Origin of the sequence: Ornithinibacillus halophilus (genome assembly GCF_900129485.1) — a bacterium.
Taxonomy (GTDB): domain Bacteria; phylum Bacillota; class Bacilli; order Bacillales; family Amphibacillaceae; genus Ornithinibacillus; species Ornithinibacillus halophilus.
Genome location: NZ_FQVW01000001.1, coordinates 372,110 through 394,430, shown reverse-complemented (window position 1 = coordinate 394,430; position 22,321 = coordinate 372,110). Strand labels below are relative to the sequence as shown.

23 protein-coding genes are annotated in these 22,321 nt (G+C 34.9%); 18 read left to right on the top strand and 5 right to left on the bottom strand.

From position 1 onward, the window contains the following. Positions 1-18 precede the first annotated feature (18 nt). Complete coding sequence (locus BUB12_RS02040) at positions 19-1,146, top strand: M20/M25/M40 family metallo-hydrolase (RefSeq protein WP_072887490.1); 1,128 nt, start codon at positions 19-21, stop codon at positions 1,144-1,146. A gap of 157 nt (positions 1,147-1,303) precedes the next feature. Next, a complete protein-coding gene (locus tag BUB12_RS02035; RefSeq protein WP_072887488.1) occupies positions 1,304-2,548 on the top strand; it encodes a DNA polymerase IV in 1,245 nt (414 codons plus the stop codon). Between the two features lie 85 nt (positions 2,549-2,633). Here the strand turns inward: BUB12_RS02035 and BUB12_RS02030 are convergent, their stop codons facing one another. Genes BUB12_RS02030 through BUB12_RS02015 form a run of 4 tightly spaced genes read right to left on the bottom strand, consistent with a single transcriptional unit; the run spans position 2,634 to position 6,721 of the window. Then, positions 2,634-4,004: an aldehyde dehydrogenase gene (locus BUB12_RS02030; RefSeq protein ID WP_072887486.1), complete on the bottom strand. Its 1,371-nt coding sequence runs from the start codon at positions 4,002-4,004 to the stop codon at positions 2,634-2,636. Between the two features lie 2 nt (positions 4,005-4,006). After that, the gene (gene rnz / locus BUB12_RS02025; protein ID WP_072887484.1) at positions 4,007-4,942 is read right to left on the bottom strand and encodes a ribonuclease Z; all 936 of its coding nucleotides are present in this window, start codon (positions 4,940-4,942) and stop codon (positions 4,007-4,009) included. Position 4,943: 1 nt separating this feature from the next. Next, positions 4,944-5,960: an NADPH dehydrogenase NamA gene (gene namA / locus BUB12_RS02020; RefSeq protein ID WP_072887482.1), complete on the bottom strand. Its 1,017-nt coding sequence runs from the start codon at positions 5,958-5,960 to the stop codon at positions 4,944-4,946. A 17-nt stretch (positions 5,961-5,977) separates the two neighbouring features. Then, positions 5,978-6,721, bottom strand: coding sequence for a glycerophosphodiester phosphodiesterase (locus BUB12_RS02015; protein WP_072887480.1), 744 nt, complete (start codon positions 6,719-6,721; stop codon positions 5,978-5,980). Between the two features lie 107 nt (positions 6,722-6,828). Here BUB12_RS02015 and BUB12_RS02010 point away from each other — a divergent pair, with 107 nt between their 5' ends. From BUB12_RS02010 to BUB12_RS01995, 4 genes are all read left to right on the top strand, one after another. After that, positions 6,829-8,463, top strand: coding sequence for a M20/M25/M40 family metallo-hydrolase (locus tag BUB12_RS02010; protein WP_072887478.1), 1,635 nt, complete (start codon positions 6,829-6,831; stop codon positions 8,461-8,463). 96 nt (positions 8,464-8,559) lie between these two features. Continuing rightward, on the top strand, positions 8,560-9,522 hold the full coding sequence (locus tag BUB12_RS02005) for an MBL fold metallo-hydrolase (protein ID WP_200801007.1): 963 nt from the start codon (positions 8,560-8,562) through the stop codon (positions 9,520-9,522). Next, positions 9,494-10,306 carry an SDR family NAD(P)-dependent oxidoreductase gene (locus BUB12_RS02000; RefSeq protein WP_234982526.1) on the top strand — a complete coding sequence of 271 codons (813 nt, stop codon included), beginning with the start codon at positions 9,494-9,496 and terminating at the stop codon, positions 10,304-10,306. The genes BUB12_RS02005 and BUB12_RS02000 overlap by 29 nt, the downstream gene beginning before the upstream one ends. 18 nt (positions 10,307-10,324) lie before the next feature. Then, positions 10,325-10,636, top strand: a complete 312-nt coding sequence (locus tag BUB12_RS01995) for an iron-sulfur cluster biosynthesis family protein (protein ID WP_072887476.1) — start codon at positions 10,325-10,327, stop codon at positions 10,634-10,636. Positions 10,637-10,883: 247 nt separating this feature from the next. Here BUB12_RS01995 and BUB12_RS01990 read toward each other — a convergent pair whose 3' ends face one another. Continuing rightward, positions 10,884-11,795 carry an aldo/keto reductase gene (locus BUB12_RS01990; protein ID WP_072887474.1) on the bottom strand — a complete coding sequence of 304 codons (912 nt, stop codon included), beginning with the start codon at positions 11,793-11,795 and terminating at the stop codon, positions 10,884-10,886. 124 nt (positions 11,796-11,919) lie between these two features. Between BUB12_RS01990 and BUB12_RS01985 the strand changes: the two genes are divergently transcribed. From BUB12_RS01985 to spoIIAB, 12 genes are all read left to right on the top strand, one after another. Beyond that, positions 11,920-12,465 carry an NUDIX hydrolase gene (locus BUB12_RS01985; RefSeq protein WP_072887472.1) on the top strand — a complete coding sequence of 182 codons (546 nt, stop codon included), beginning with the start codon at positions 11,920-11,922 and terminating at the stop codon, positions 12,463-12,465. Further along, complete coding sequence (locus BUB12_RS01980; RefSeq protein WP_072887470.1) at positions 12,466-13,635, top strand: endonuclease Q family protein; 1,170 nt, start codon at positions 12,466-12,468, stop codon at positions 13,633-13,635. A gap of 91 nt (positions 13,636-13,726) precedes the next feature. After that, a complete protein-coding gene (spoIIM, locus tag BUB12_RS01975; RefSeq protein WP_072887469.1) occupies positions 13,727-14,371 on the top strand; it encodes a stage II sporulation protein M in 645 nt (214 codons plus the stop codon). 169 nt (positions 14,372-14,540) lie between these two features. Next, positions 14,541-14,996: a ferric iron uptake transcriptional regulator gene (gene fur, locus BUB12_RS01970; protein ID WP_072887467.1), complete on the top strand. Its 456-nt coding sequence runs from the start codon at positions 14,541-14,543 to the stop codon at positions 14,994-14,996. Positions 14,997-15,345: 349 nt separating this feature from the next. Then, positions 15,346-15,558: a YqzK family protein gene (locus BUB12_RS01965; protein ID WP_072887465.1), complete on the top strand. Its 213-nt coding sequence runs from the start codon at positions 15,346-15,348 to the stop codon at positions 15,556-15,558. 3 nt (positions 15,559-15,561) lie between these two features. Further along, positions 15,562-16,455 carry a site-specific tyrosine recombinase XerD gene (gene xerD / locus BUB12_RS01960; RefSeq protein WP_072887464.1) on the top strand — a complete coding sequence of 298 codons (894 nt, stop codon included), beginning with the start codon at positions 15,562-15,564 and terminating at the stop codon, positions 16,453-16,455. A gap of 177 nt (positions 16,456-16,632) precedes the next feature. Next, on the top strand, positions 16,633-17,811 hold the full coding sequence (gene deoB, locus BUB12_RS01955) for a phosphopentomutase (RefSeq protein ID WP_072887462.1): 1,179 nt from the start codon (positions 16,633-16,635) through the stop codon (positions 17,809-17,811). A 15-nt stretch (positions 17,812-17,826) separates the two neighbouring features. Then, the gene (locus BUB12_RS01950; RefSeq protein ID WP_072887460.1) at positions 17,827-18,642 is read left to right on the top strand and encodes a purine-nucleoside phosphorylase; all 816 of its coding nucleotides are present in this window, start codon (positions 17,827-17,829) and stop codon (positions 18,640-18,642) included. A gap of 40 nt (positions 18,643-18,682) precedes the next feature. After that, the gene (locus BUB12_RS01945; RefSeq protein WP_072887458.1) at positions 18,683-19,990 is read left to right on the top strand and encodes a pyrimidine-nucleoside phosphorylase; all 1,308 of its coding nucleotides are present in this window, start codon (positions 18,683-18,685) and stop codon (positions 19,988-19,990) included. Between the two features lie 249 nt (positions 19,991-20,239). Continuing rightward, positions 20,240-21,415 (top strand): D-alanyl-D-alanine carboxypeptidase family protein, encoded by a 1,176-nt coding sequence (locus BUB12_RS01940; RefSeq protein ID WP_072887456.1) that lies wholly within the window; start codon positions 20,240-20,242, stop codon positions 21,413-21,415. Positions 21,416-21,519: 104 nt separating this feature from the next. Beyond that, positions 21,520-21,873 (top strand): anti-sigma F factor antagonist, encoded by a 354-nt coding sequence (gene spoIIAA, locus BUB12_RS01935; protein ID WP_072887454.1) that lies wholly within the window; start codon positions 21,520-21,522, stop codon positions 21,871-21,873. Continuing rightward, positions 21,870-22,310, top strand: coding sequence for an anti-sigma F factor (gene spoIIAB, locus BUB12_RS01930; RefSeq protein WP_072887452.1), 441 nt, complete (start codon positions 21,870-21,872; stop codon positions 22,308-22,310). The genes spoIIAA and spoIIAB overlap by 4 nt, the downstream gene beginning before the upstream one ends. The last annotated feature ends 11 nt before the right edge of the window (positions 22,311-22,321 follow it).

Genomic DNA, 22,321 nt, shown 5'->3' with positions numbered 1-22,321 from the left:
ACAACAGGAGGACTTATAATGACAATATCAATTAATCAAGAACGCCTTTTAGAGGAGTTTTTGGAGTTAGTACAAATCGATTCAGAAACGGGATATGAACAAGAAATATCGAGCGTATTAAAAGAGAAATTTTCAAGCCTTGGCCTGGAAGTCATAGAAGATGATAGCAAGGAACAAACTGGTCATGGTGCAGGTAATTTAATATGTACATTAAAAGGAAATAAAGAAGGAGTAGATCCAATTTACTTTACCTCACATATGGATACAGTAGTACCAGGTCAAGGGATTAAACCTTCAATCAAAGACGGATACATTGTATCTGATGGAACGACTATTTTAGGAGCAGATGATAAGGCTGGTCTAGCAGCTATTTTAGAAGCGATTCGCTCCATACAAGAAAATAATATCCAACACGGGGATATCCAGTTTGTTATTACTGTTGGAGAAGAATCTGGTTTAGTAGGTGCCAAAGCTCTTGATTCTAGCTTATTGAAGGCTAAATTCGGGTATGCGATTGATAGTAATGGTGATGTAGGTGATATCATCGTTGCTGCTCCAACACAAGCAAAAATTAAAGCTACTATTAAAGGAAAGACAGCTCATGCAGGTGTTGCTCCGGAAAAAGGTGTTTCTGCCATAACACTTGCAGCTAAAGCAATATCGAAAATGCCATTAGGTAGAATCGATGAAGAAACTACAGCTAATATCGGTCGTTTTGAAGGTGGGAAACAGACGAACATCGTTGTTGATCACGTAGAAATTTTAGCAGAAGCTAGGTCGCTAGTTCCTGAAAAAATGGAAGCACAAGTAGAGAAAATGAAAGATGCATTTGAATCAACTGCTAAAGAATATGGTGGAGAAGCTATCGTTGACATAAAGGTAATGTATCCTGGATATAAACAAGAAGCTGGAGACCAGGTTGTTGAGGTAGCCAGAAGTGCAGCTAAAACGATTGGTCGCGAATCCAAACTGTTAAAAAGTGGTGGAGGTAGTGATGCAAATGTGATAGCTGGATTTGGTATCCCTACAGTGAACTTAGCTGTTGGATATGAGGAAATCCACACAACAAACGAACGTATTGCAGTAGAAGACTTAACAAAGATTTGTGAATTAGTAACTGCAATTATTGGTGAAGTAGCAAAATAATATGCAAAAAAACATCCTTAAGAACTTTGTTTCTTGAGGGTGTTTTTTCATGTGTAAGGGGATATCTGCGAAGGTTTCTTAAACGGAAGCTAATAGGATATATGGTATAATTAAATAAGATTATCAGTAGTTTAACGATCATTAGAGGGTGTTAGTTATGTCCATTCAAAAAAATAAAGCACGGATTATTTTTCATATTGATATGAATTGCTTTTATGCGTCTGTAGAAATGGCTTATAACACAGATTTAAAAGGGAAACCGGTTGCAATTGCTGGTAACCCTGAGGAACGCAAAGGAATTATTGTCACAAGTAGTTATGAAGCCAGGGCTAAAGGTGTCAAAACGACTATGCCGTTATGGCAGGCTCGAAAGCTATGCCCTAATTTGATCGTAATGCGTCCTAATTTTGAACGTTACCGAGCTGCGTCTAATGAGATTTTTCGCATGCTATTTCAAATTACACCTTATGTTGAACCCGTCTCGATAGATGAAGGTTATATGGATGTGACGGAAGTTGAGGGAAATCCTGTTGAGTTAGCTTACAGGATTCAAAACGATATTATGAACAATTTAGACATCCCGTGCAGTATCGGAATTGCACCAAACAAATTTTTAGCAAAGATGGCTTCTGATATGAAAAAGCCTTTAGGTATTACGATACTTAGAAAAAGAGATATTGAAAAAAAGTTATGGCCATTACCTGTAGAAGAAATGTACGGTGTTGGTAGTAAAACTGCTGAAAAACTACGAGCTATGGATGTTAAAACAATTAAAGACCTTGCTTATAAAGACGAATATATGTTGAAGCAGGCATTTGGCATTAATGGCCAGAGATTAAAAAGTAGGGCAAACGGCAAAGATTTACGCCCAGTAGACCCTGATGCCGTTCATGATTTTAAAAGTATTGGAAGTTCCCAAACCTTACCTCATGATACGACTGATGAGAAAGAAATCTTCCATTTAATTGATGTTTTGTCAGACAATGTTGAACGGAGATTAAAGCGAAAAGAAGCAGCAGGACGTAGCATACAATTAATGATTCGTTATCATGATAGAAAAACAATTACACGAAGTAAAAAGTTGCCATCTTATATAGAGTATAAGGAAGACATAAAGAATACAGCATTAGAATTATGGACAAAGAATTGGAATACAGAGCCAGTGCGACTGATCGGTGTAACTGTTCAAGATGTCATAGAGAAGAAGAATTTGGCTGAGCAACTAGATTTGTTTACTTATGAGAAAGAGGAAAAGAAAGATAAATTATATTCCACGATTCAACAATTATCCAATAAATATGGGAAAGAAACATTTAAGAAATTAAATAATGAGGAAGAAAAAGACTCTGAGTTTTTGCGTACAAGTTTTCAAAAAGACTTTTTGGATGACTTCAGGAAGTAATTTAACGATGCTTCGACAGGATACTTTTCGTTCTACATGTCCATGAGAAACGAAGTATCCTGCTGAAGCGAATTATAATCTAGGTTTATTTCATTATTTTTTTAACGATAGAATATGCCAATTTACTGCCGGGGTATCTTAATGGAATATCAAACTTAGTTGTTTGTTTTAAAATGCTTTTCTCGTGTGAGAACGTATCAAAGCTATATTTTCCATGATAAGAACCCATTCCACTGTTACCTACACCACCAAATGGAAGGTGAGGGTTAGCTAAGTGATAAAGCGTATCGTTTATGCAGCCTCCACCAAAGGATAGCGAGTTCATTACTTTTTCTTGTTGTTTCTTATTTTCTCCAAAGTAATAAAGTGCTAACGGTTTTTCATGTACTTTTAAATCTCCAATTACTTCATCTAATTCTTTAAAGGTAAGGACAGGAAGGAGAGGGCCAAAAATCTCATCCTGCATGATAGGGTCTTCCCAAGAAATATTGTCTACTATAGTAGGCGAGATTCGTAGTGTTTCTTCGTCATATGTTCCACCACAATAGATTTCTCCATTCGTTAAGAAAGAAGTAAGACGTGTAAAATGCTTCTTGTTTACAATCTGAACATAATCATTATTTTCAATAGGCTTTTTACCATAAAGTGTTTTAATGTATTTCTTCATTGCTTTTAATAATTTTGGCTTTACCTTCTCATGTACATAAATAAAATCAGGGGCTACACATGTTTGTCCAGCATTCGTAAATTTCCCCCATACGATACGTTTAGCAGTAAGGTCTATATTGGCATCTTTATTTACAATAGCAGGGCTTTTTCCACCTAATTCTAATGTCACAGGTGTTAAATATTTACTAGCTTCTCTCATCACAATTTTTCCGACATTACTAGAACCTGTAAAGAAAATATAGTCAAATCGCTGATCTAACAGTTTTTGACTTTCATTGACATCACCTTCAACTACGGTAATGTAAGCTGGGTCAAACGTAGACTGAATCATTTTCGTTAATAAAGACGAGGTTTCTTTTGTGAACTCGGATGGTTTTATCACTGCTGTATTTCCTGCAGCAATTGCACCAATAACCGGAGCTATTGCTAATTGTAATGGATAGTTCCAAGGTGCGATAGCCAGCGTTACTCCATAAGGTTCCTTTTGAATATAACTTTGACTCCCTTTATGAGTGATAGGTGCATCAACTTTCCTAGGCTCCATCCATTTCTTTAAATGGCTTAAAGTAAAGTCGATTTCCGTTAACAAAAATCCAAGTTCAGTAGTCAAAGCCTCATATCTCGATTTATTCAAATCTTTCTTTAAAGCTTGATAGATTTCTTTTTCATTTTCTTTTAGCATTGTTCGTAATGCTTTTAATTGTTCCACTCGATAGTTATAGGATAACGTTTTTCCGGTATGAAAATAATTCCTCTGGTTTTGAACGATTTCTTCGATATAATCCATTGTCACCTCTCCATATCATTTCTTAGAATTCTAGTATGATATAAATCATAAACCAATTCAGTATTTGAAAATACTTGAGTTGCTTCACTTAATAATTGTGGAACATCATCGTGTTGATAACGAGAAGATATATGGGTTAATAATAATCGTCTCACATTACTATCCTTTGCTAGCTGAGCTGCTTGGGCAGTTGTTGAATGAAAATAATCATTTGCTAGTTCTACTTTCTCTTGATCAAAGGTTGCTTCGTGGATTAGTAAGTCGGACCCTTCAACAAACGATTGATTTTGCCATGTTTCTTTTGTATCGCCTAAGATGGAGATGACGCGTCCTTTTTTGTTCGGCCCAATATAGTCTTTTCGATTAATTACCCTACCATCACTTAATGTAACAGTGTCATTTTCTTTTATATCTCGATAGACTGGACCCGGTGGAATTCCTTGTTCCTTCAGTTTATCAACCTGTAATTCACCTGGGAGATCTTTTTCTATTATTCGATAACCATAACACGGAATACCATGTTCGAGCTGTTTACAAGTAACTATAAAATTATTATCTTCACATACTTTTCCTTCTTCTATCTCAATAATAGTTAACGGATACGTTAAGTGTGTACCACTTAGTTCTAAACTAGTTGAAATATAGGATTTTATTCCTTTTGGGCCGTAAACGGTCAGTTCATCTACTCCACCTTGAAAGGAGCGACTACTAAGAAGGCCAGGTAATCCGAAAATATGGTCACCGTGCATATGTGTGATGAATATTTTATTAATTTTTCTCGGCTTGATAGAGGTGTGTAGAATCTTATGTTGTGTTGCTTCACCACAATCAAATAACCAAATTTCGTTTATCTCTTGTAAGAGCATTAAAGCAATAGAAGAGACATTGCGTTCTTTTGATGGTACTCCCGCACCTGTTCCTAAAAACTGAACTTCCATATTATCTCCAACCTCGTATGTATTGTGTTGGTGGATCAATCGTTTCGTTTAATTCATCTGCAACTTGTTTTGCCCAGTATGGATTCCTTAATAATGCTCGTCCAATAAAAATTAAATCCGCACGTTCATTTTGTAGTATTTCTTCTGCTTGAATTCCAGTAGTAATTAACCCTACTGCACCTGTAAGAATTTCGGTATTGCTTTTTATCGTTTCACATCGCTTAATTTGATAACCAGGGTAAGGGTTTATTTTTGCCGGAACAACACCACCTGAGCTACAGTCAATAAGAGCAACACCTTGCTTTTTCATTTCACTAGTAAAATATAGAATATCTTCTAATGAATTCCCTTCATTATTATATTCATCGGTTGAAATACGAACAAAGATAGGGTTATCCCATTCACTTTGAACAGCAGTTAGAATTTCACTTAAAAAGCGATATCGATTTTCAATGCTACCACCATATTGATCCTGTCTTTTATTAGTTAATGGAGAAAGAAATTGGTTAATTAAATATCCATGTGCTGCGTGAATTTCGATTATATCAAAATCTGCATCTTTTGCTCTGCGGGCAGCATGTTTAAAAGCTTCAATTGATTCTTTTATATCTGATATGGACATTTCATTCGGCTTTTTAAAGGATTCATTAAATGCAATTGGTGAAGGTGCATAAATATTAGAATCTAACACTGCTTTTCTTCCAGCATGTGCTAGCTGAATTGATGATTTTGCTCCGTAGGATTTAATTTGCTCATTTAATAGTTTAAATCCTTCAATATGCTGATCACCCCAGATACCTAGGTCTTGTGGAGAAATACGTCCCTCTGGTTGTACTGCAGTAGCTTCCACCATGACCAATCCTACCTGACCTGCAGCACGTGAAATGTAATGGGTCATATGAAAAGGCGTTACCATTCCATCTTTATTTAATGATGAATACATGCACATTGGTGACATTACAATACGGTTTTTTAATGTTACCCCTTGTATCTCTAATGGTGAAAATAGTTTTGACAAATTTAACTCCTCCTAATTTACGTGTTTTCTGCTAGATGTAATTCTCTGGCTGTGATTGCTTTGTTTGGGATATCTGTAATAATGCCATCACAATTTTGTTGATAACAATACATCATTTGCCTGATTCTGTTGACAGTATAGACTCGTACGGGCATCTTTTTTTTATGACTCATTTTCACAAGCAACGGATTAAGCAGGCGGTATTTTATGTGTATCGCATTTGCACCTATCTTGGAAGCATATTCCACCAAATTTTTATCGCGTTTTGATGTGAGAAATGCGGTTTCAACATCATCGAATAGATTTTTCATACGCTTCACACTATTTGGATTAAATGTGGAAATTGTGGTACGATTTAATAACTGATAATGCTGAAGCATTTCATATACAATTGATTCTATATGTCTATATTCTATTTTATTATTTTTAAGCTCAATGTTTAAATATAAAGGCTTCGAAATGGCCCATTTTAAAAATTCTTCTAAAGAAACAATCGTGGTTCCTACATAGTTATGATGAAACCAACTTCCCGCATCTAATTGTTTAAGTTGTTCATATTTCAAATCTTTTATATAGCCAACACCATTAGTGGTCCGTTTAACATGTTCGTCATGTATTAGGACTGGGACATTATCTTTCGTTAATTGAACATCAGTTTCTATTCCTTCTGCATTCATTTCATAAGCTAATTGAAAAGCAGGCATTGTATTTTCTGGTGCGAATTTACTCGCACCTCTATGGGCAATAATTTTCGTAGTCACTAATTTCACCTCATGTTTGATTTTGTTTGATTAGATAGGAAAAGTCAATTAATTCTGTATATAACCAGTAATCCTTTAATTGTATTACTCATATAGGAGGGGTATGAATGAACTGGCAAACGAAGGATCAACTAGTTGAATTATTATGTTCACTTGTTAATCATCAAAGTATAACTGGTACTAATGCTGAGATTGCGATCGCTGAATATTTATATCATGTATTAGATCAAAATAGTTATTTTAAAGCTAATCCAACTTATTTAAAATTACATCCTCTTGAAGATGGGCGTAGGTTTTTAACTGCTCTAGTGAAAAGTAAAAAGCCAACAAAAAAGACCGTAATCTTATTAAGTCACTTCGATGTCGTCGGTGTCGATGACTATGGTACGTTAATGAATCTAGCCTTCTATCCAAAAGAACTTACGGATGAATTAATGCGTAATAAGGGAAATCTACCTGACTCTGTACAATCTGATTTAGAGAATGGAGATTGGTTATTTGGCCGTGGTGTGATGGACATGAAAGCTGGTATCACACTTCATTTATCTGCATTGGAAAGGGCGATAAATGGTAATTTTGATGGAAATATATTAATGCTATCGGTTCCAGATGAAGAAGTGAATTCCATGGGGATGTTAAGTGCTTTACCGGTGTTAAAACAAATACAGTATGATGAAAATTTAGAGTACGTAGCATGCCTCAACGGGGAACCTATGTTTAGTAAATATCCTGGTGATGACCATCATTACGTCTATACTGGCTCCATAGGTAAGGTTCTACCGGGTTTTTATTGCTATGGCAAGGAAACCCATGTTGGAGAACCTTTTGCAGGTCTAAATCCAAATTTGATGGTAAGTTTCTTATCTCAGCATTTAGAATTAAATGAAGCCTTTATTGAAAAAGTCGATGATGAAGTAACACCACCACCAGTCAGTTTGATGCAACGTGATTTAAAAGAAGAATACTCTGTTCAAACGCCTAATTCAGCGATTGCAATGTATAATATATTATATTTAAAGCATCAAATTGGTGACATTAATATAAAGTTAGTAGAAAGTGCGAAGCGAGCAGCAATTGACATCGAGGAGTTTATGAAACAAAAGAGAAGAAATTTTTCATCGGTAGCAACGGATTTTCTGGCCCCGTATACGAAGGTGAATGTATTAATGTACGAAGAATTGTATCAGGAAGCATGTAAGAGGTATGGAAAAGAGGAAGTTGAGAGACGACAAAATTTATTAGTTAGTCAACGGGAGCATGGAGACCGAGACTTTTCTACAATACTTGTTCAAGATTTGTCAGCCATGTGTAAGGATTTAGCACCAATGATTGTCTTATTTTACAGTCCACCATTTTATCCGGCCGTTTCTTCAAAGGACAATCCACTTGTTCAAAATGTGATGGCAAAGGTAGAAGGCTATGCAAAAGCGAATTATAATATTAAGTTAACAGTATCTGAATTCTTTACAGGACTTTCAGATTTGAGTTATATAGGACCACTTTCATCAGTTAGTAATGTTGAACAGCTAACGAATAACATGCCTTTACAAAATAAAGGGTTTGTTTTTCCTAAAGATATAATTGAAGAATTAACAATGCCAGTACTAAATATCGGACCTTTAGGAAAAGACCCTCATCAGTGGACTGAACGATTGGAGTTGAATTATAGTTTTAACAAACTACCGAAACTTCTAGATGAAGCAATAAATCAACTGTTTGTTGAACAAAATTATAATCAATAATTTCTATAGGATAACCAAGTTGCTTGCTCTATTTGCATATAAAGGTGTAGAATAAAAAGAAAATAATGAATGACCATTCATTATCGGAGGATGAACATGCAAATAATCGATGAAACTATTACACAAATAACTATACCTACACCTTTTGCTGTGGGAGATACACATGTTTATATTATAAAAGGGGATACGCTGTCACTTGTCGATGCTGGGGTGAAAACAAAAGAGGCATGGGAAGCGTTTAAAGTACAATTGAAAGAAATTGGTTATCAACCAAATGATATTGAACAGGTTATTTTAACACACCACCATCCGGACCACATCGGTTTAGTGGAACAGTTTCCAAGAGCTGAAAGAATGATTGCTCATAAAAATGTCGATTTATGGTTAACAAGAGATGAGAATTTCTTTCAGCATTATGAAAATTTCTTCAGAGAGTTTTTTCCTGCTTGTGGTATACCGGAGAAATATCATTATTTACTAGATCGTTTACGTGATCCTTTAAAATTAGCCGGAGAAGGTCAATTAACGGATCGTATTAGGGAAGGCGATGTATTGCCAGGACATGAAGACTGGAAAGTAATTGAAACGAAAGGACACGCACAAAGTCATCTTTCTTTCTTACGAGAAAAAGATGGTGTGTTTATTGGTGGTGATCACTTATTAAATGCCATTTCACCAAATCCTTTACTAGAACCTCCACATGATGGAAACAAGGAAAGAGCTAGGTCTTTAGTTCAATACCGTCAAAACCTAATGAAATGTTTGGATTTAGACATAAAACAAGTGTTACCAGGTCATGGGATTGTTTTTTCAAATGTTCAAGAAAAAATTCCATCACAAATGCAAAGACAAGAAAAAAGAGCGAACAAAGTACTGCATCTATTAAGAGAATACAGTCAAAATCCTTTTCAAATATGTCAGCAAATTTTTCCTATGCATTATGAAAAACAGCTTAATTTAACGATGTCTGAAACAATTGGTCAGCTTGACTATCTTGAAGAAGAGGGACTTATCGAACAATCCGTAGAGGATGGTATTATTTATTATCATGCAAAATAAAGTGAAAGACAAAACAATTATAGTTACTGGTGCTTCAAGTGGGATTGGAGAGAGACTTGTTTGGGAGATAGCCCGTAATGGGGGAAAACCAGTCATGCTTGCTCGTTCTCAAGAAAAATTGTATGAGTTGCAACGGCAATTACAAACAGAATTGAAAGCAACATCCTGCGTATATCCAGTTGATTTATCAGATGAGAATCAAACAGAGCAAACAGTTGTTAAAATACTATCAGAACATCCTATTATTCACGCGCTAATCAATAATGCTGGAATTGGTATGTTTGATTATGTGAAAGATGTAAACTGGAACGATGTTAAGGATATGTTTGATCTTAATGTATTATCATTAATTAAATTAACCCATTTATTATTGCCACATTTTATCAATAAACAAGATGGGCATATTATAAATGTTGCTTCCCAAGCTGGAAAAATAGCAACACCAAAATCTAGTATATATGCTTCAACGAAACATGCTGTTATTGGGTTCTCAAATGCACTAAGAATAGAAATGAAACAAGAAAATGTACAAGTAACAACAGTAAATTTAGGGCCTGTTCGTACAAATTTCTTTGAACTGGCTGACCCACATGGAAGTTATCAGAAAAACGTTGAACGTTATATGTTAGACCCAGAAAAAGTAGCAAAAAAGATTACGCAGCATTTGTTTTCCAACCGTCGAGAAATCAACTTACCATGGTGGATGGAATTGGGGAGTAAGTTTAATTACCTTTTTCCTAAGACATTGGAAAAACTATTAAAAAAGCAGTTTAATCAAAAATAGATTTTATAGGAGTTAACTATGTTATTAACGATTACACAACAGGCCAAAGAGCAATTAGACCAGATTAAAAATGGCTATTATTTACAACTTTGGTATGATACAAAAGGACTTGGATGTGGTGTTAACGGAATGCCAACATTTCGCTTTGTAGATGAAAAAGAATCCTTTCACCAAGATGTTGATTGTGAAACATACCCGGCGATCATTGCTAGTCAACAACAGACATTTTTCAGTCAAAAAGTAAAGCTAGATTTTATTAATGGCATGTTTCGACTGTCGAGTCCAGAAGGGATATTAAACCCATTCATTTCAGTTAGTAGTATAGTGTAGGAAATTAATATAAAAAATCCGAACTCAGTTCGGATTTTTTGATTGTGTAGGCAAACTTTGGGAGAGAATGATAGCTAAAGAATTTACAAAAGTTCCCGAAGATACTTCATAAGTCCCCGAAGTTCTTACGAAAGCCGCCGAAGATACTGCAAAAGTTCCCGAAGTTCCAGGCAGAGCCACTCGAAGTAACAGCGAAAACCCCCGAAGTACCAGGCAGAACCCCCGAAGATTTTCAATAATTAGGTCCTCATCGATGATTTGTATAAGTAATTGCTTTTGTTATTTCCTGTACTTTGCGATAAACAGAAGTTTCCAAATTTATTCCTGAAGCGGTATTTTCTATTAACTGGTGCATAGAGCTTGCTCCAAATACAGCACTGGCAACTGCCGGGTGCTTTAGTACATATCCTAAAGCCAATCCGTTCATTGACCGTTCAGCACTTAGTGAATGTAGCTTTTGGAAACCTTCGATCAAATCTTCACTAGAATAGTCTAGATACCCTTCTTTTCCTTTAGAGTGAATAACTTCTAATCCTTTATTGCTTAACATTCCTTTTGCTAATGGTCCTCGAGCTAGAACGCTAATAGAATTTTCATTCAGAAGATCAAGCACTTCTTCTTCAGGACGGCGATCAAACATATTATATTGCATCATAACTGCATCTATATTGCTTCGCTTTACATATTCTCTGATAACATTAGGTCTAATCGAAGAAATACCATATGCACGAATGGTACCTTCTTTCTTTAAGGTTTCCATTGTATGGATAACTTCATCAATTGGATCTTCTATCGTACCACCATGCAATAAATATAAATCGAGGTAATCAGTATTTAAACGACGTAAGCTATCTTTAATTCCAGATTCAATATGTTCTTTTGAAGGGTCCCAATACCAAGCCTTTTTTTCTGCATTAAAATGATTACCTACTTTAGAAGTAAGAATAATGTTATCACGTTTATTTTTAATGACGGATCCTACAATTTCTTCGTTTATACCAAAGTCATAAAGATCAGCAGTATCTAGATGGTTAATACCAGAATCTAATGCGGATTCTATGATTTTGGATGCGTTATCTACATTTGTGCCTAAGGACATACAACCCAAAGTAAGTTCTGATATGTATAGGTCTGATTTTCCTAATTGATTTTTATTCAATCTTTCAACCTCCAATAATCCATTTATCTCTATTGTAAAGTGAGGCAATTCAATAATACAACTAATACAACATATAAGAATGGTATGCTAAAATAGAATCATTAAAATTGTAGGTGATAACATAATGAAAAAATTTGAAGAAAAAACCATAAAAACAGAAAAAATATTTGAAGGTAAAGTGATCACCCTCCAAGTAGATGACGTTTTATTGCCTAACGGAAAAACATCAAAAAGAGAGCTAATTAAACATCCAGGTGCTGTGGGAATTATTCCAATTACAAATGATAATAAGATCGTTCTTGTTGAACAATTTCGAAAGCCATTAGAAAAGTCGATTATTGAAATTCCTGCAGGGAAGTTAGAACCAGGGGAAAAGCCTGAAGTAACTGCAGTACGTGAGTTGGAGGAAGAAACGGGCTATACTACTGATTCATTAGAGTATATTACATCATTTTATACGTCCCCAGGTTTTGCTGATGAATTAATGTACTTATATTTAGCAAAAGACATCAAGAAAATGGCACAACCAGTGGATGGAGATGACGATGAATTTGTAGAGCGAATGGAACTTACATTGGAAGAAGCAAAAAGGTATGTGTCCAATCAGCGAATCCATGATGCTAAAACTAATTACGCTATTTTATATTTAGAAATGATGGGATTGAAATAAATGGTACAGTCATATTTTGCGGATATGCACATTCATATCGGTAGAGATATTTATAATAAGCCAGTAAAGATTACCGCATCCAAAACCCTTACAATTACAAACATACTCATAGAAGCCAGTCGAAATAAAGGAATTCACATGGTAGGGGTGATTGATTGTCAGTCTCCAGGTGTACAAGCAGAGCTAAAACAATTGATAGAGGCTGGACAAGCGGTAGAACTTGAGGATGGTGGAATTCGTTTTGAAAAAGTCACTTTATTATTAGGGTCAGAGATTGAAGTATATGATGAAAATTGCAAGGGTCCGATTCATGTACTATGTTACCTTCCAACACTGGCACAAATGGAAGAGTTTTCTAGATGGCTAGTTACAAAAATGAAAAATATTTCCCTAAGTTCGCAACGGTATTATGGGACAGCAAAAGAATTACAATATAAGGTAAAAGAATTAAATGGTATTTTTATTCCGGCCCATGTTTTTACTCCTTATAAAAGTCTTTATGGAAAAGGTGTTTTGAAATCACTCGAGGAGGTTCTTGATCCTGATTTAATCGATGGAATAGAACTAGGTCTAAGCTCAGACACACAAATGGCTGATCAAATTGAAGAACTACATCAGTATACTTTTGTTACGAATTCAGATGCTCATTCTTTAGCTAAGATTGCTAGAGAATATCAAGAAATTACGATGGAAGAACCATCTTTTAAAGAATTTTACTGGGCATTACATGGAGTAAAAGGTAGACATATTCGTAGAAATTTTGGAATGAATCCTAAACTAGGAAAGTACCATACAACAGTTTGTGACCATTGTCTAGAGGAATTATCTCCTGATGCAAATACTTGTTCAAAATGTGGTTCAGCTAAAGTAGTAAAAGGGGTTGCAGATCGAATTAAAGAATTAGCTAATGTCAAATATGGAAAAGAGACTAGGCCACCCTATATTTATCAAGTTCCATTAGAGTATATTCCAAAGCTAGGGCCGAAAACATTTGAGAAATTACTTGAAGAATTTCAGACAGAAATGAATATTATTCACCATGTTCCATATAAACAGCTAAGTGAAGTTGTACCCAACAAAATAGCAGAATCAATATTGCAATTAAGAAAAGGGGAATTAACAATTAATGCTGGTGGTGGAGGTAAATATGGGACTATATCTTCATCCTAGTATTTTTCTCTAAAAAATAGATTTAGTGGCATGAATAATTAATATCCTTCATAGATTTTAATATAGAGCTTAACTAGAACGGAGGATTCTAATGTACAAAAGAGGAACTAATATTATTAGCCATTTTAATGAACATGCCACAATCTATATTTTTATGATCATTCTATTTTTAACCGGGATTATATTTGGAGCAATTCTAGTAAATAGCATGAGTTTTGCTCAGAAACAAGATTTAATATTTTATTTGGAACGATTTTTTGGAAGGATTTCTAATGAACAATCTATTGATAAGGTAACCATTCTGAAAGATAGCTTTCTATATCATATAAAGTTCCTACTGATATTATTTTTACTAGGGTTATCAGTAATAGGTCTACCAGTAGTATGGGTGTTATTATTTATTAAAGGGTTAGTAGTGGGTTTTACGGTTGGATTTATGGTAAATCAACTACAGTTTCAAGGCTTCTTACTAGCCACTGTTTCCATAGCACCACAGAACATCGTAATAATTCCTATATATATAATTGCTGGAAGTTTATCGATGATTTTTTCGATATCACTTTTAAATAAATTATTTACCCGAAAAATATCACAAACGACATTACAACCGTTTGCAATGTATATAAGTGCATTTTTAGTATTGATTGCTTTTTCATTATCCGCTGCCTTAATAGAAGCTTATGTTGCTAATGAGGCAATGGAAGCAATGATCCGCTCGGTATATTCAGAAGAGTAATTCGGATTTTAATTCCATTTAATTATTGATTAACACAGGGTTTCTGATTATAATATAATTAATACAAGATTATAATTATTATCGTTTGCGATTGATACTAATTATACTTTGACACTACTGCAATGTGTGCATATAATTAAAGGTGGGATATGAGGGAGGGGATTTTGCCATGGAACATCGCATTGATCGGATTAAAAAGCAACTCCATGCACAAAGCTACAAGTTAACTCCACAACGAGAAGCAACCGTTCGAGTATTATTAGAACGAGAAGAAGATCATTTAAGTGCTGAGGATATTTATTTACTTGTAAAAGAAAAAGCACCTGAGATTGGATTAGCTACAGTATATAGAACATTAGAATTGTTATCGGAACTAAAAATTGTTGATAAAATAAATTTTGGTGATGGTGTGTCCAGGTACGATCTTCGTAAAGAAGGAGCAGAACATTTCCACCATCATTTAGTATGTATTGAATGTGGTTCCGTCGAAGAAATTATGGAAGACTTATTAGGTGATGTAGAGAAGGTTGTTGAAAAGGAATGGGGCTTTCAAGTTAAAGATCACCGATTAACATTTCACGGTCTTTGCAAGGTCTGTCAGAAGGCAGCGGTCGAAACAACGTAAATATCATATGAATCTTAAAATGCCTGTTCCCAGTGGAGAAAAGGCATTTTTTTGGTTAGAAGAAGGTTGTTTTGTAAAAAGAGTTCACTAGAATCTTGATTTTATCTAGTTATCCAATCAATTTTTATATAATTTGTGAATTCTAGTTGAAATGCTCTTACGTATGGTTGAGACAGGGGTAATTTTGGTTTACAAATGTAGCAAAATCCTGTATGTTGAAAATGTAATTATTCGTATTCCTAAAATATACTAAAAAAATGTAGTCTTACCTATTACTTATATGTATAATCATAGTCTATTTTGGCATATCTTTTAATAGTAGTATTTTTTAGAAGAGGAGAAATAGTCTATGAAACGGATGATTTGGGACACAATTAAAGTCTTTGTTATTTTCATAGCTTGCACTTTTTTATTTTATTTTGGTCTACGTGTGATGCACGAAGAATATGAACAATATCATCGCTATGATCCACCAGAAGGACCATCTGTTAAAGTGTTTAATAGTGAAGAAGACAGAAGTTTTATTGATCGTTTGCATTTATTTTTTCGATTAGGGGAGTAAATTATGCTAAAGCATGCATACGAGGATTTCTTTCATTATTTACGAATTGAGAGAGGTTTATCAGAAAATACATTAAAAGCTTATCAACGAGATTTAAAGAATTACTGTCAATATATAGAAAAAGTTTCCGAAATAAAAGAATGGGATTCTGTTACGCGAACGGATATTGTACACTTTCTGTATCATCTAAAAGATGATGGGAGATCTTCTGCTACCATTGCTAGAACCATTTCTTCCATAAGAGCCTTTCATCAGTTTATGATTCGAGAAGATATCGTCCAAAAGGATGCTAGTTTGCACTTAGAAACTCCTAAAAAGGAAAAGAAGTTACCATCTGTTTTATCGATTAGTGATGTCGATCATTTATTAAATATTAAAGTCGATTCTCCTCTAAGTTATCGAAATAAAGCGATGTTAGAAGTGATGTATGCTACTGGATTACGAGTTAGTGAACTAATTGAGTTAAAAATGGGTGATCTCCATTTAACGATGGGGTTTGTTCGTTGTCTTGGAAAAGGTTCGAAAGAGAGGATCGTTCCATTAGGTAATGCAGCACAACAAGCAGTAGAGGAATACATAAAATATGGTAGAAATAAAATCTTAAAAAACAAAAAAGATGATAGTACATTATTCTTAAATCAGCATGGCAAACCATTGACTAGGCAAGGTTTCTGGAAAATACTTAAAAACATTGCCAATGAGGCTAAAATAACAAAGAAAATAACACCACATACTTTGAGGCATTCCTTTGCTACGCACTTGCTTGAGAATGGGGCAGATTTACGAGCTGTTCAGGAGATGTTAGGGCATGCTGACATATCTACGACTCAAATTTATACCCATGTAACTAAAACTAGATTAAAAGATATGTATCAATCTTTTCATCCTAGAGCATAAGTGATAAAAGATGATGAGCACCTAAAGATAGACTTTTATGAAATTATTACTTTCTTATTTTTTTTAAGAGACAATAAGTAGTCGTATAATTTAAGTTGTCTGACATCATACAACAAGAAATGATAACATAAAATAGCTGGTTTTGGAGAGTCTATATAATTATTGGAGGTAGATAGTATGAAAAATTTTAAACGCGTATTTTTAATAGTTATGGATTCAGTTGGAATAGGAGAAGCTCCTGATGCAAAAGAATTTAATGATGAAGGAGCAGATACACTAGGACATATTGCACAACATATGAATGGATTAACGATGCCCAATATGGGCGAGTTAGGACTTAGTAATATTCGCGAAATAGACGGAATAACAAAATCTGAAAACCCTAAAGCTCATTACACTAAAATGCAGGAAGCGTCAAATGGGAAAGATACGATGACTGGACATTGGGAGATCATGGGATTACATATTGAACAACCATTTAGAACATTCCCAGACGGTTTTCCAAAGGAACTAATTGATCAATTAGAAGAAAAAACAGGTAGAAAAGTGATAGGTAATAAACCTGCATCAGGTACAGCGATACTTGATGAATTAGGTGAGGAGCATATGAATACGGGCTCATTAATTGTTTATACTTCAGCTGATTCTGTTCTTCAAATTGCTGCTCATGAAGAGATTATTCCAATTGATGAGTTATATCGTATTTGTGAAATTGCTAGAGAATTAACATTAGATGAAGAATACATGGTCGGCCGTGTCATAGCACGTCCGTTTATTGGAAAACCAGGTGCCTATGAAAGAACATCGAATCGACACGACTATGCTTTAAAACCATTTGGCAAAACAGTAATGAACACACTTGAAGATGCGAACTTAGATGTAATAGCACTTGGAAAAATTTCAGATATATATGATGGAGAAGGCGTTACTAAGGCTGTTCGAACAGTGGACAATGATGATGGCATGACTAAAATTGTTGAGTCAATGGATGAAGATTTTACAGGTATCAGTTTCTTGAATTTAGTGGACTTTGACGCTAAATATGGCCACCGTCGCGATCCAGAAGGTTACGGGATTGCATTAGAACAGTTTGATAAAAGGCTTCCAGAAGTATTAGAAAAGTTAAAAGACGATGACTTATTAATTATTACTGCTGATCATGGTAATGATCCTGTTCATCATGGAACAGACCACACTAGAGAATATGTTCCTTTATTAGTACATCATAAGGGGATTGAAAGTGGAAAACAAATACCTCTAAGAGAGACATTTGCTGATATCGGTGCAACGATTGCTGATAACTTTAATGTAGAAATGCCTAAGCATGGTAAAAGTTTCTTAGGAGAAATTGAATAGAAAAGGATGAGTATTATGGATAATCAAGCCATTATTGAAGCGTCAACGTATATTAAAAATCAATTAAAGGAAATGCCTACTATAGGTTTAATTCTTGGATCTGGATTAGGAGTTCTTGGGGATGAAATTACTAACCCTACTGTGATCCCTTATAAAGAGATTCCACATTTTCCTGAGTCAACAGTAGCTGGTCATAAAGGACAATTGGTGATTGGTGAATTAGAAGGGAAACAAGTTATCGCTATGCAAGGAAGATTTCATTATTATGAAGGCTATACAATGCAGCAAGTAACTTTCCCAGTACGAGCAATGAAGGAATTAGGTGTTGAATCATTAATCGTTACTAATGCAGCAGGTGGAATTAATGAATCATTTCAGCCTGGTAACTTAATGATTATAACAGACCATGTTAATAACATGGGGAATAATCCACTAATTGGACCAAATAATGACGACTTTGGGCCTCGTTTCCCTGATATGTCAAGTGTTTACGACAGGAAGTACATTGAGCATGCGAAAAAGTGTGCGAACGATTTAGGGTTAAACGTACAATCAGGGGTGTACGTAGGAAATACAGGACCTGTTTATGAAACACCAGCAGAAGTTCGAATGCTTCGAACCCTTGGTGGAGATGCTGTAGGAATGTCTACAGTACCTGAAGTAACTGTAGCAGGTCACGCTGGATTACGAGTACTAGGTATATCTTGTATTTCGAACATGGCTGCTGGTATTTTAGACCAACCATTAACTCATTCTGAAGTTATTGAAACAACGGAAAAAGTTAGAGAAGACTTTTTAACATTTATTAAAAAGATAATCCAGACATTGTAATTATATTTATTTAAATACAAAAAGGTTAGGGATGATTACCATGAGAATGTATGACATCATTGAAAAAAAGAGAGATGGAAGCGAGTTAAGTGAGGAAGAAATTCGATTTTTTATAGATGGATATACAAAAGGTGAAATACCTGATTATCAAGTTAGTGCTTTACTTATGACAATCTTCTTCCAAGATATGACAGAATCGGAACGTGCTATTTTAACTTCTGCCATGGTTGAATCAGGTGACCAAATTGATTTATCAAAAATCGAAGGAATAAAAGTGGATAAGCATTCAACAGGTGGTGTTGGTGATACAACTACACTTATTTTAGCACCACTTGTTGCTTCAGTAGGAGTACCAGTTGCTAAAATGAGTGGTCGAGGTTTAGGGCATACTGGGGGAACAATTGATAAGTTAGAGTCAGTTCCAGGATTTCATGTAGAAATTTCGAATGATGAATTTATAAAACTTGTGAACCAAAATAAAGTAGCCGTAATTGGACAATCAGGTAATCTTACACCAGCAGATAAGCAACTCTATAGTTTAAGAGACGTAACAGCAACAGTTAATTCGATCCCATTAATTGCTAGTTCCATTATGAGTAAAAAAATAGCTTCAGGTGCAGATGCCATTGTTTTAGATGTGAAAACAGGTGCAGGTGCATTTATGAAGGATATTGAAGAAGCGAGAAAACTAGCGGAAGCAATGGTATCAATTGGTAACCGTGTAGGAAGACAGACAATGGCTGTTATTTCCGATATGAGTCAACCATTAGGGAATGCTATCGGCAATGCTTTAGAAGTAAAAGAAGCAATTGATACCCTTCATGGAAACGGACCAAGTGATTTAACAGAACTGTGCTTAACATTAGGTTCACAGATGGTGGTGTTAGCGAAGAAGGCAGAATCGATAGAAGAAGCTCGATCACTACTAGAAGAAAGCATTGCTAATGGAAAGGCCTTTGAACAATTTGTAACTTTCTTAGAGTCACAAGGTGGAAATGCCGACGTTGCCCATCATCCTGAAAAATTACCACAGGCTGAATTTAAATTTGAATTACCAGCGAAGGAATCTGGCACAGTATCTTCAATTATTGCTGACCAAATAGGAACAGCTGCTATGATGTTAGGTGCAGGAAGAGCTACAAAAGAATCTCAAATTGATCTTGCTGTTGGCCTTGTCCTACATAAAAAAGTAGGAGACACTGTTGAAAAGGGAGAATCTTTACTCACAATTCATGCTAATAGCAAAGACGTACAAGATGTGAAAGAACTTCTCTATCAAAGCATACAATTATCTGACCAATCAGTAGAAGCACCAACATTGATTTATGATACAGTATCAGAAGGATAATTTAATACAATACTTTACCAAAGGGACGAAACTATAACGGTTTTGTTCCTTTTTATTTTTATGCTTCAAATATACCCTTCTCTAAATCTCCTATTTATCTCTTTTTCGTTGTTATATAAATAATTGAATATGGAAATACTAAACATATGCTACATATGTCAACTTGAAGACATTAACTTCAAGGCTAATAGGTAAACATAGTTTAGCAACACAATTTATTAGTACCAATTTAACTTTGGAGGTAATAGAATGAAGAAATTTGTGGTAAGTTTCGTCCTTATCATCTTAATGATGTCAATGAATTCGTTGGTTTTTGCTGAAGAAAACAAGTCAGAAGGAGAAAATACAAAGTTAGCAGAAGATGCAAAGTCGGCAATATTGATTGAGAGGGACACTGGAGAAATTCTATTTGAGAAAAATTCGAATGAAGAATTACCCCCTGCTAGTATGACGAAAGTGATGACCCTTCTCCTTATTATGGAAGCCCTTGATAAAGGAGTTATTGAAAAAGATGAAACGATCCGCGTGAGTGAAAATGCTGCTGGAATGGGTGGCTCACAAATCTTTCTAGAAGCAGGAGAAGAAATGACTGTGAACGACTTGCTTAAAGGAGTTGCTGTAGCATCTGGAAATGATGCGAGTGTAGCCTTAGCAGAGCGAATTGCAGGGAGCGAAGAAGCATTCGTTCAAAAAATGAATGAAAAAGTAAAAAAGTTAGGTTTAGAAAATACTAAATTCCAAAATGTATCCGGGTTACCAGCAGAAGATCATTATAGTACTGCTTATGATATGGCTATTATGGCTAAGGAATTATTAAAGTATGAATCGATTACAGAATATACTTCTATTTATGAGGATTACTTAAGAAAAGGTACTGAAGATGAGTTTTGGCTAGTTAACACGAACAAGCTAGTAAGATTTTATCCTGGAGTTGATGGCTTAAAAACAGGTTTTACTAGTGAAGCTAAATATTGCCTAACTGCGACAGCTAAAAAGAATGATATGAGAGTGGTAGCTGTTGTAATGGGAATTGATACTCCAAAGGAAAGAAATGCAACAGTGTCGCAAATGTTAGACTATGCATTTAACTCGTACGATACTAAGAAGTTATTTGATAAAGATCAAACAATTACTACATTAGAAATATTGAAAGCAGAGCAGAAAAAAGTAGATGTTGTCGCATCAGAATCGATTAGCACTATTTATCGTAAGGGCGATTCTTTAGACGATATTACAACTAGTGTGAAAATCGAATCTGAATTATCGTTACCAATCAAAAAGGGAGATCAAGTTGGTGTATTAAAGGTAATGTCAGGAGAAGAAACACTTTCAGAAACACCTTTAACTGTAAATGAGAATATTGATAAAGCATCCTATTTTACTTTAGTAAAACGTTCATTAGAGAAGTTGTCGAAATCTAAGTGAATAACACTAAAATAATCGAAGTACTTCTTCTTTTGTCATAAAGCAGGATTTTACCCATTTAATCAAGAATCAATACTTACAAAGGAATGTAAGGAGGAAATTAAATGGGTTTAACTTATACTTTTGACGTTAAAGAAGATGTACTAATCGTCAGACTTTCTGGAGAATTGGATCATCATGAAGCAGAAATACTTCGTGAAAAATGGTCTGACATGATCTATACCAATTCAGTAAAACATGTCATTTTAAATTTAGAAAATATTTCCTTTATGGACAGCTCCGGTTTGGGGGTTGTACTGGGAAGATATAAAGAAGTATTACAGCTGGGAGGAGAAATGGTTGTTTGTTCCGTTCCTCCTTCCATTCATCGTTTATTCGAAATGTCTGGATTATTTAAGATTGTACGTCATGAAGAGAATGAGGAATTCGCTTTAGTTACTTTGGGGGTGGCTTCATGAAAAATGAAATGAATGTGGAGTTTTCTAGTGTAAGTTCAAATGAATCTTTTGCAAGGGTTACTGTTGCGTCGTTTGTTTCACAATTAGACCCAACAATGGAAGAACTAACAGAAATAAAGACTGTTGTGTCAGAAGCAGTAACTAATTCTATTATCCATGGTTATAACGAAGAACCTGATCACAAAATATCTATTTCCTGCATCCTAAATGATGGAGAGGTTGAGATTACGATTAAGGATAGTGGAATAGGAATGGAAGATATTGAAGAGGCTCGTCAACCGCTGTATACGTCAAAACCTGAATTAGAAAGATCGGGGATGGGATTTACGATTATTGAGAATTTTATGGACTCTGTAGAAGTCATTTCAAAACCTGGACAAGGGACAACGGTTCATATGAAAAAGCAATTAACAAAAAGTAAAACGGTTTATAATTAGGGGCCATGCCT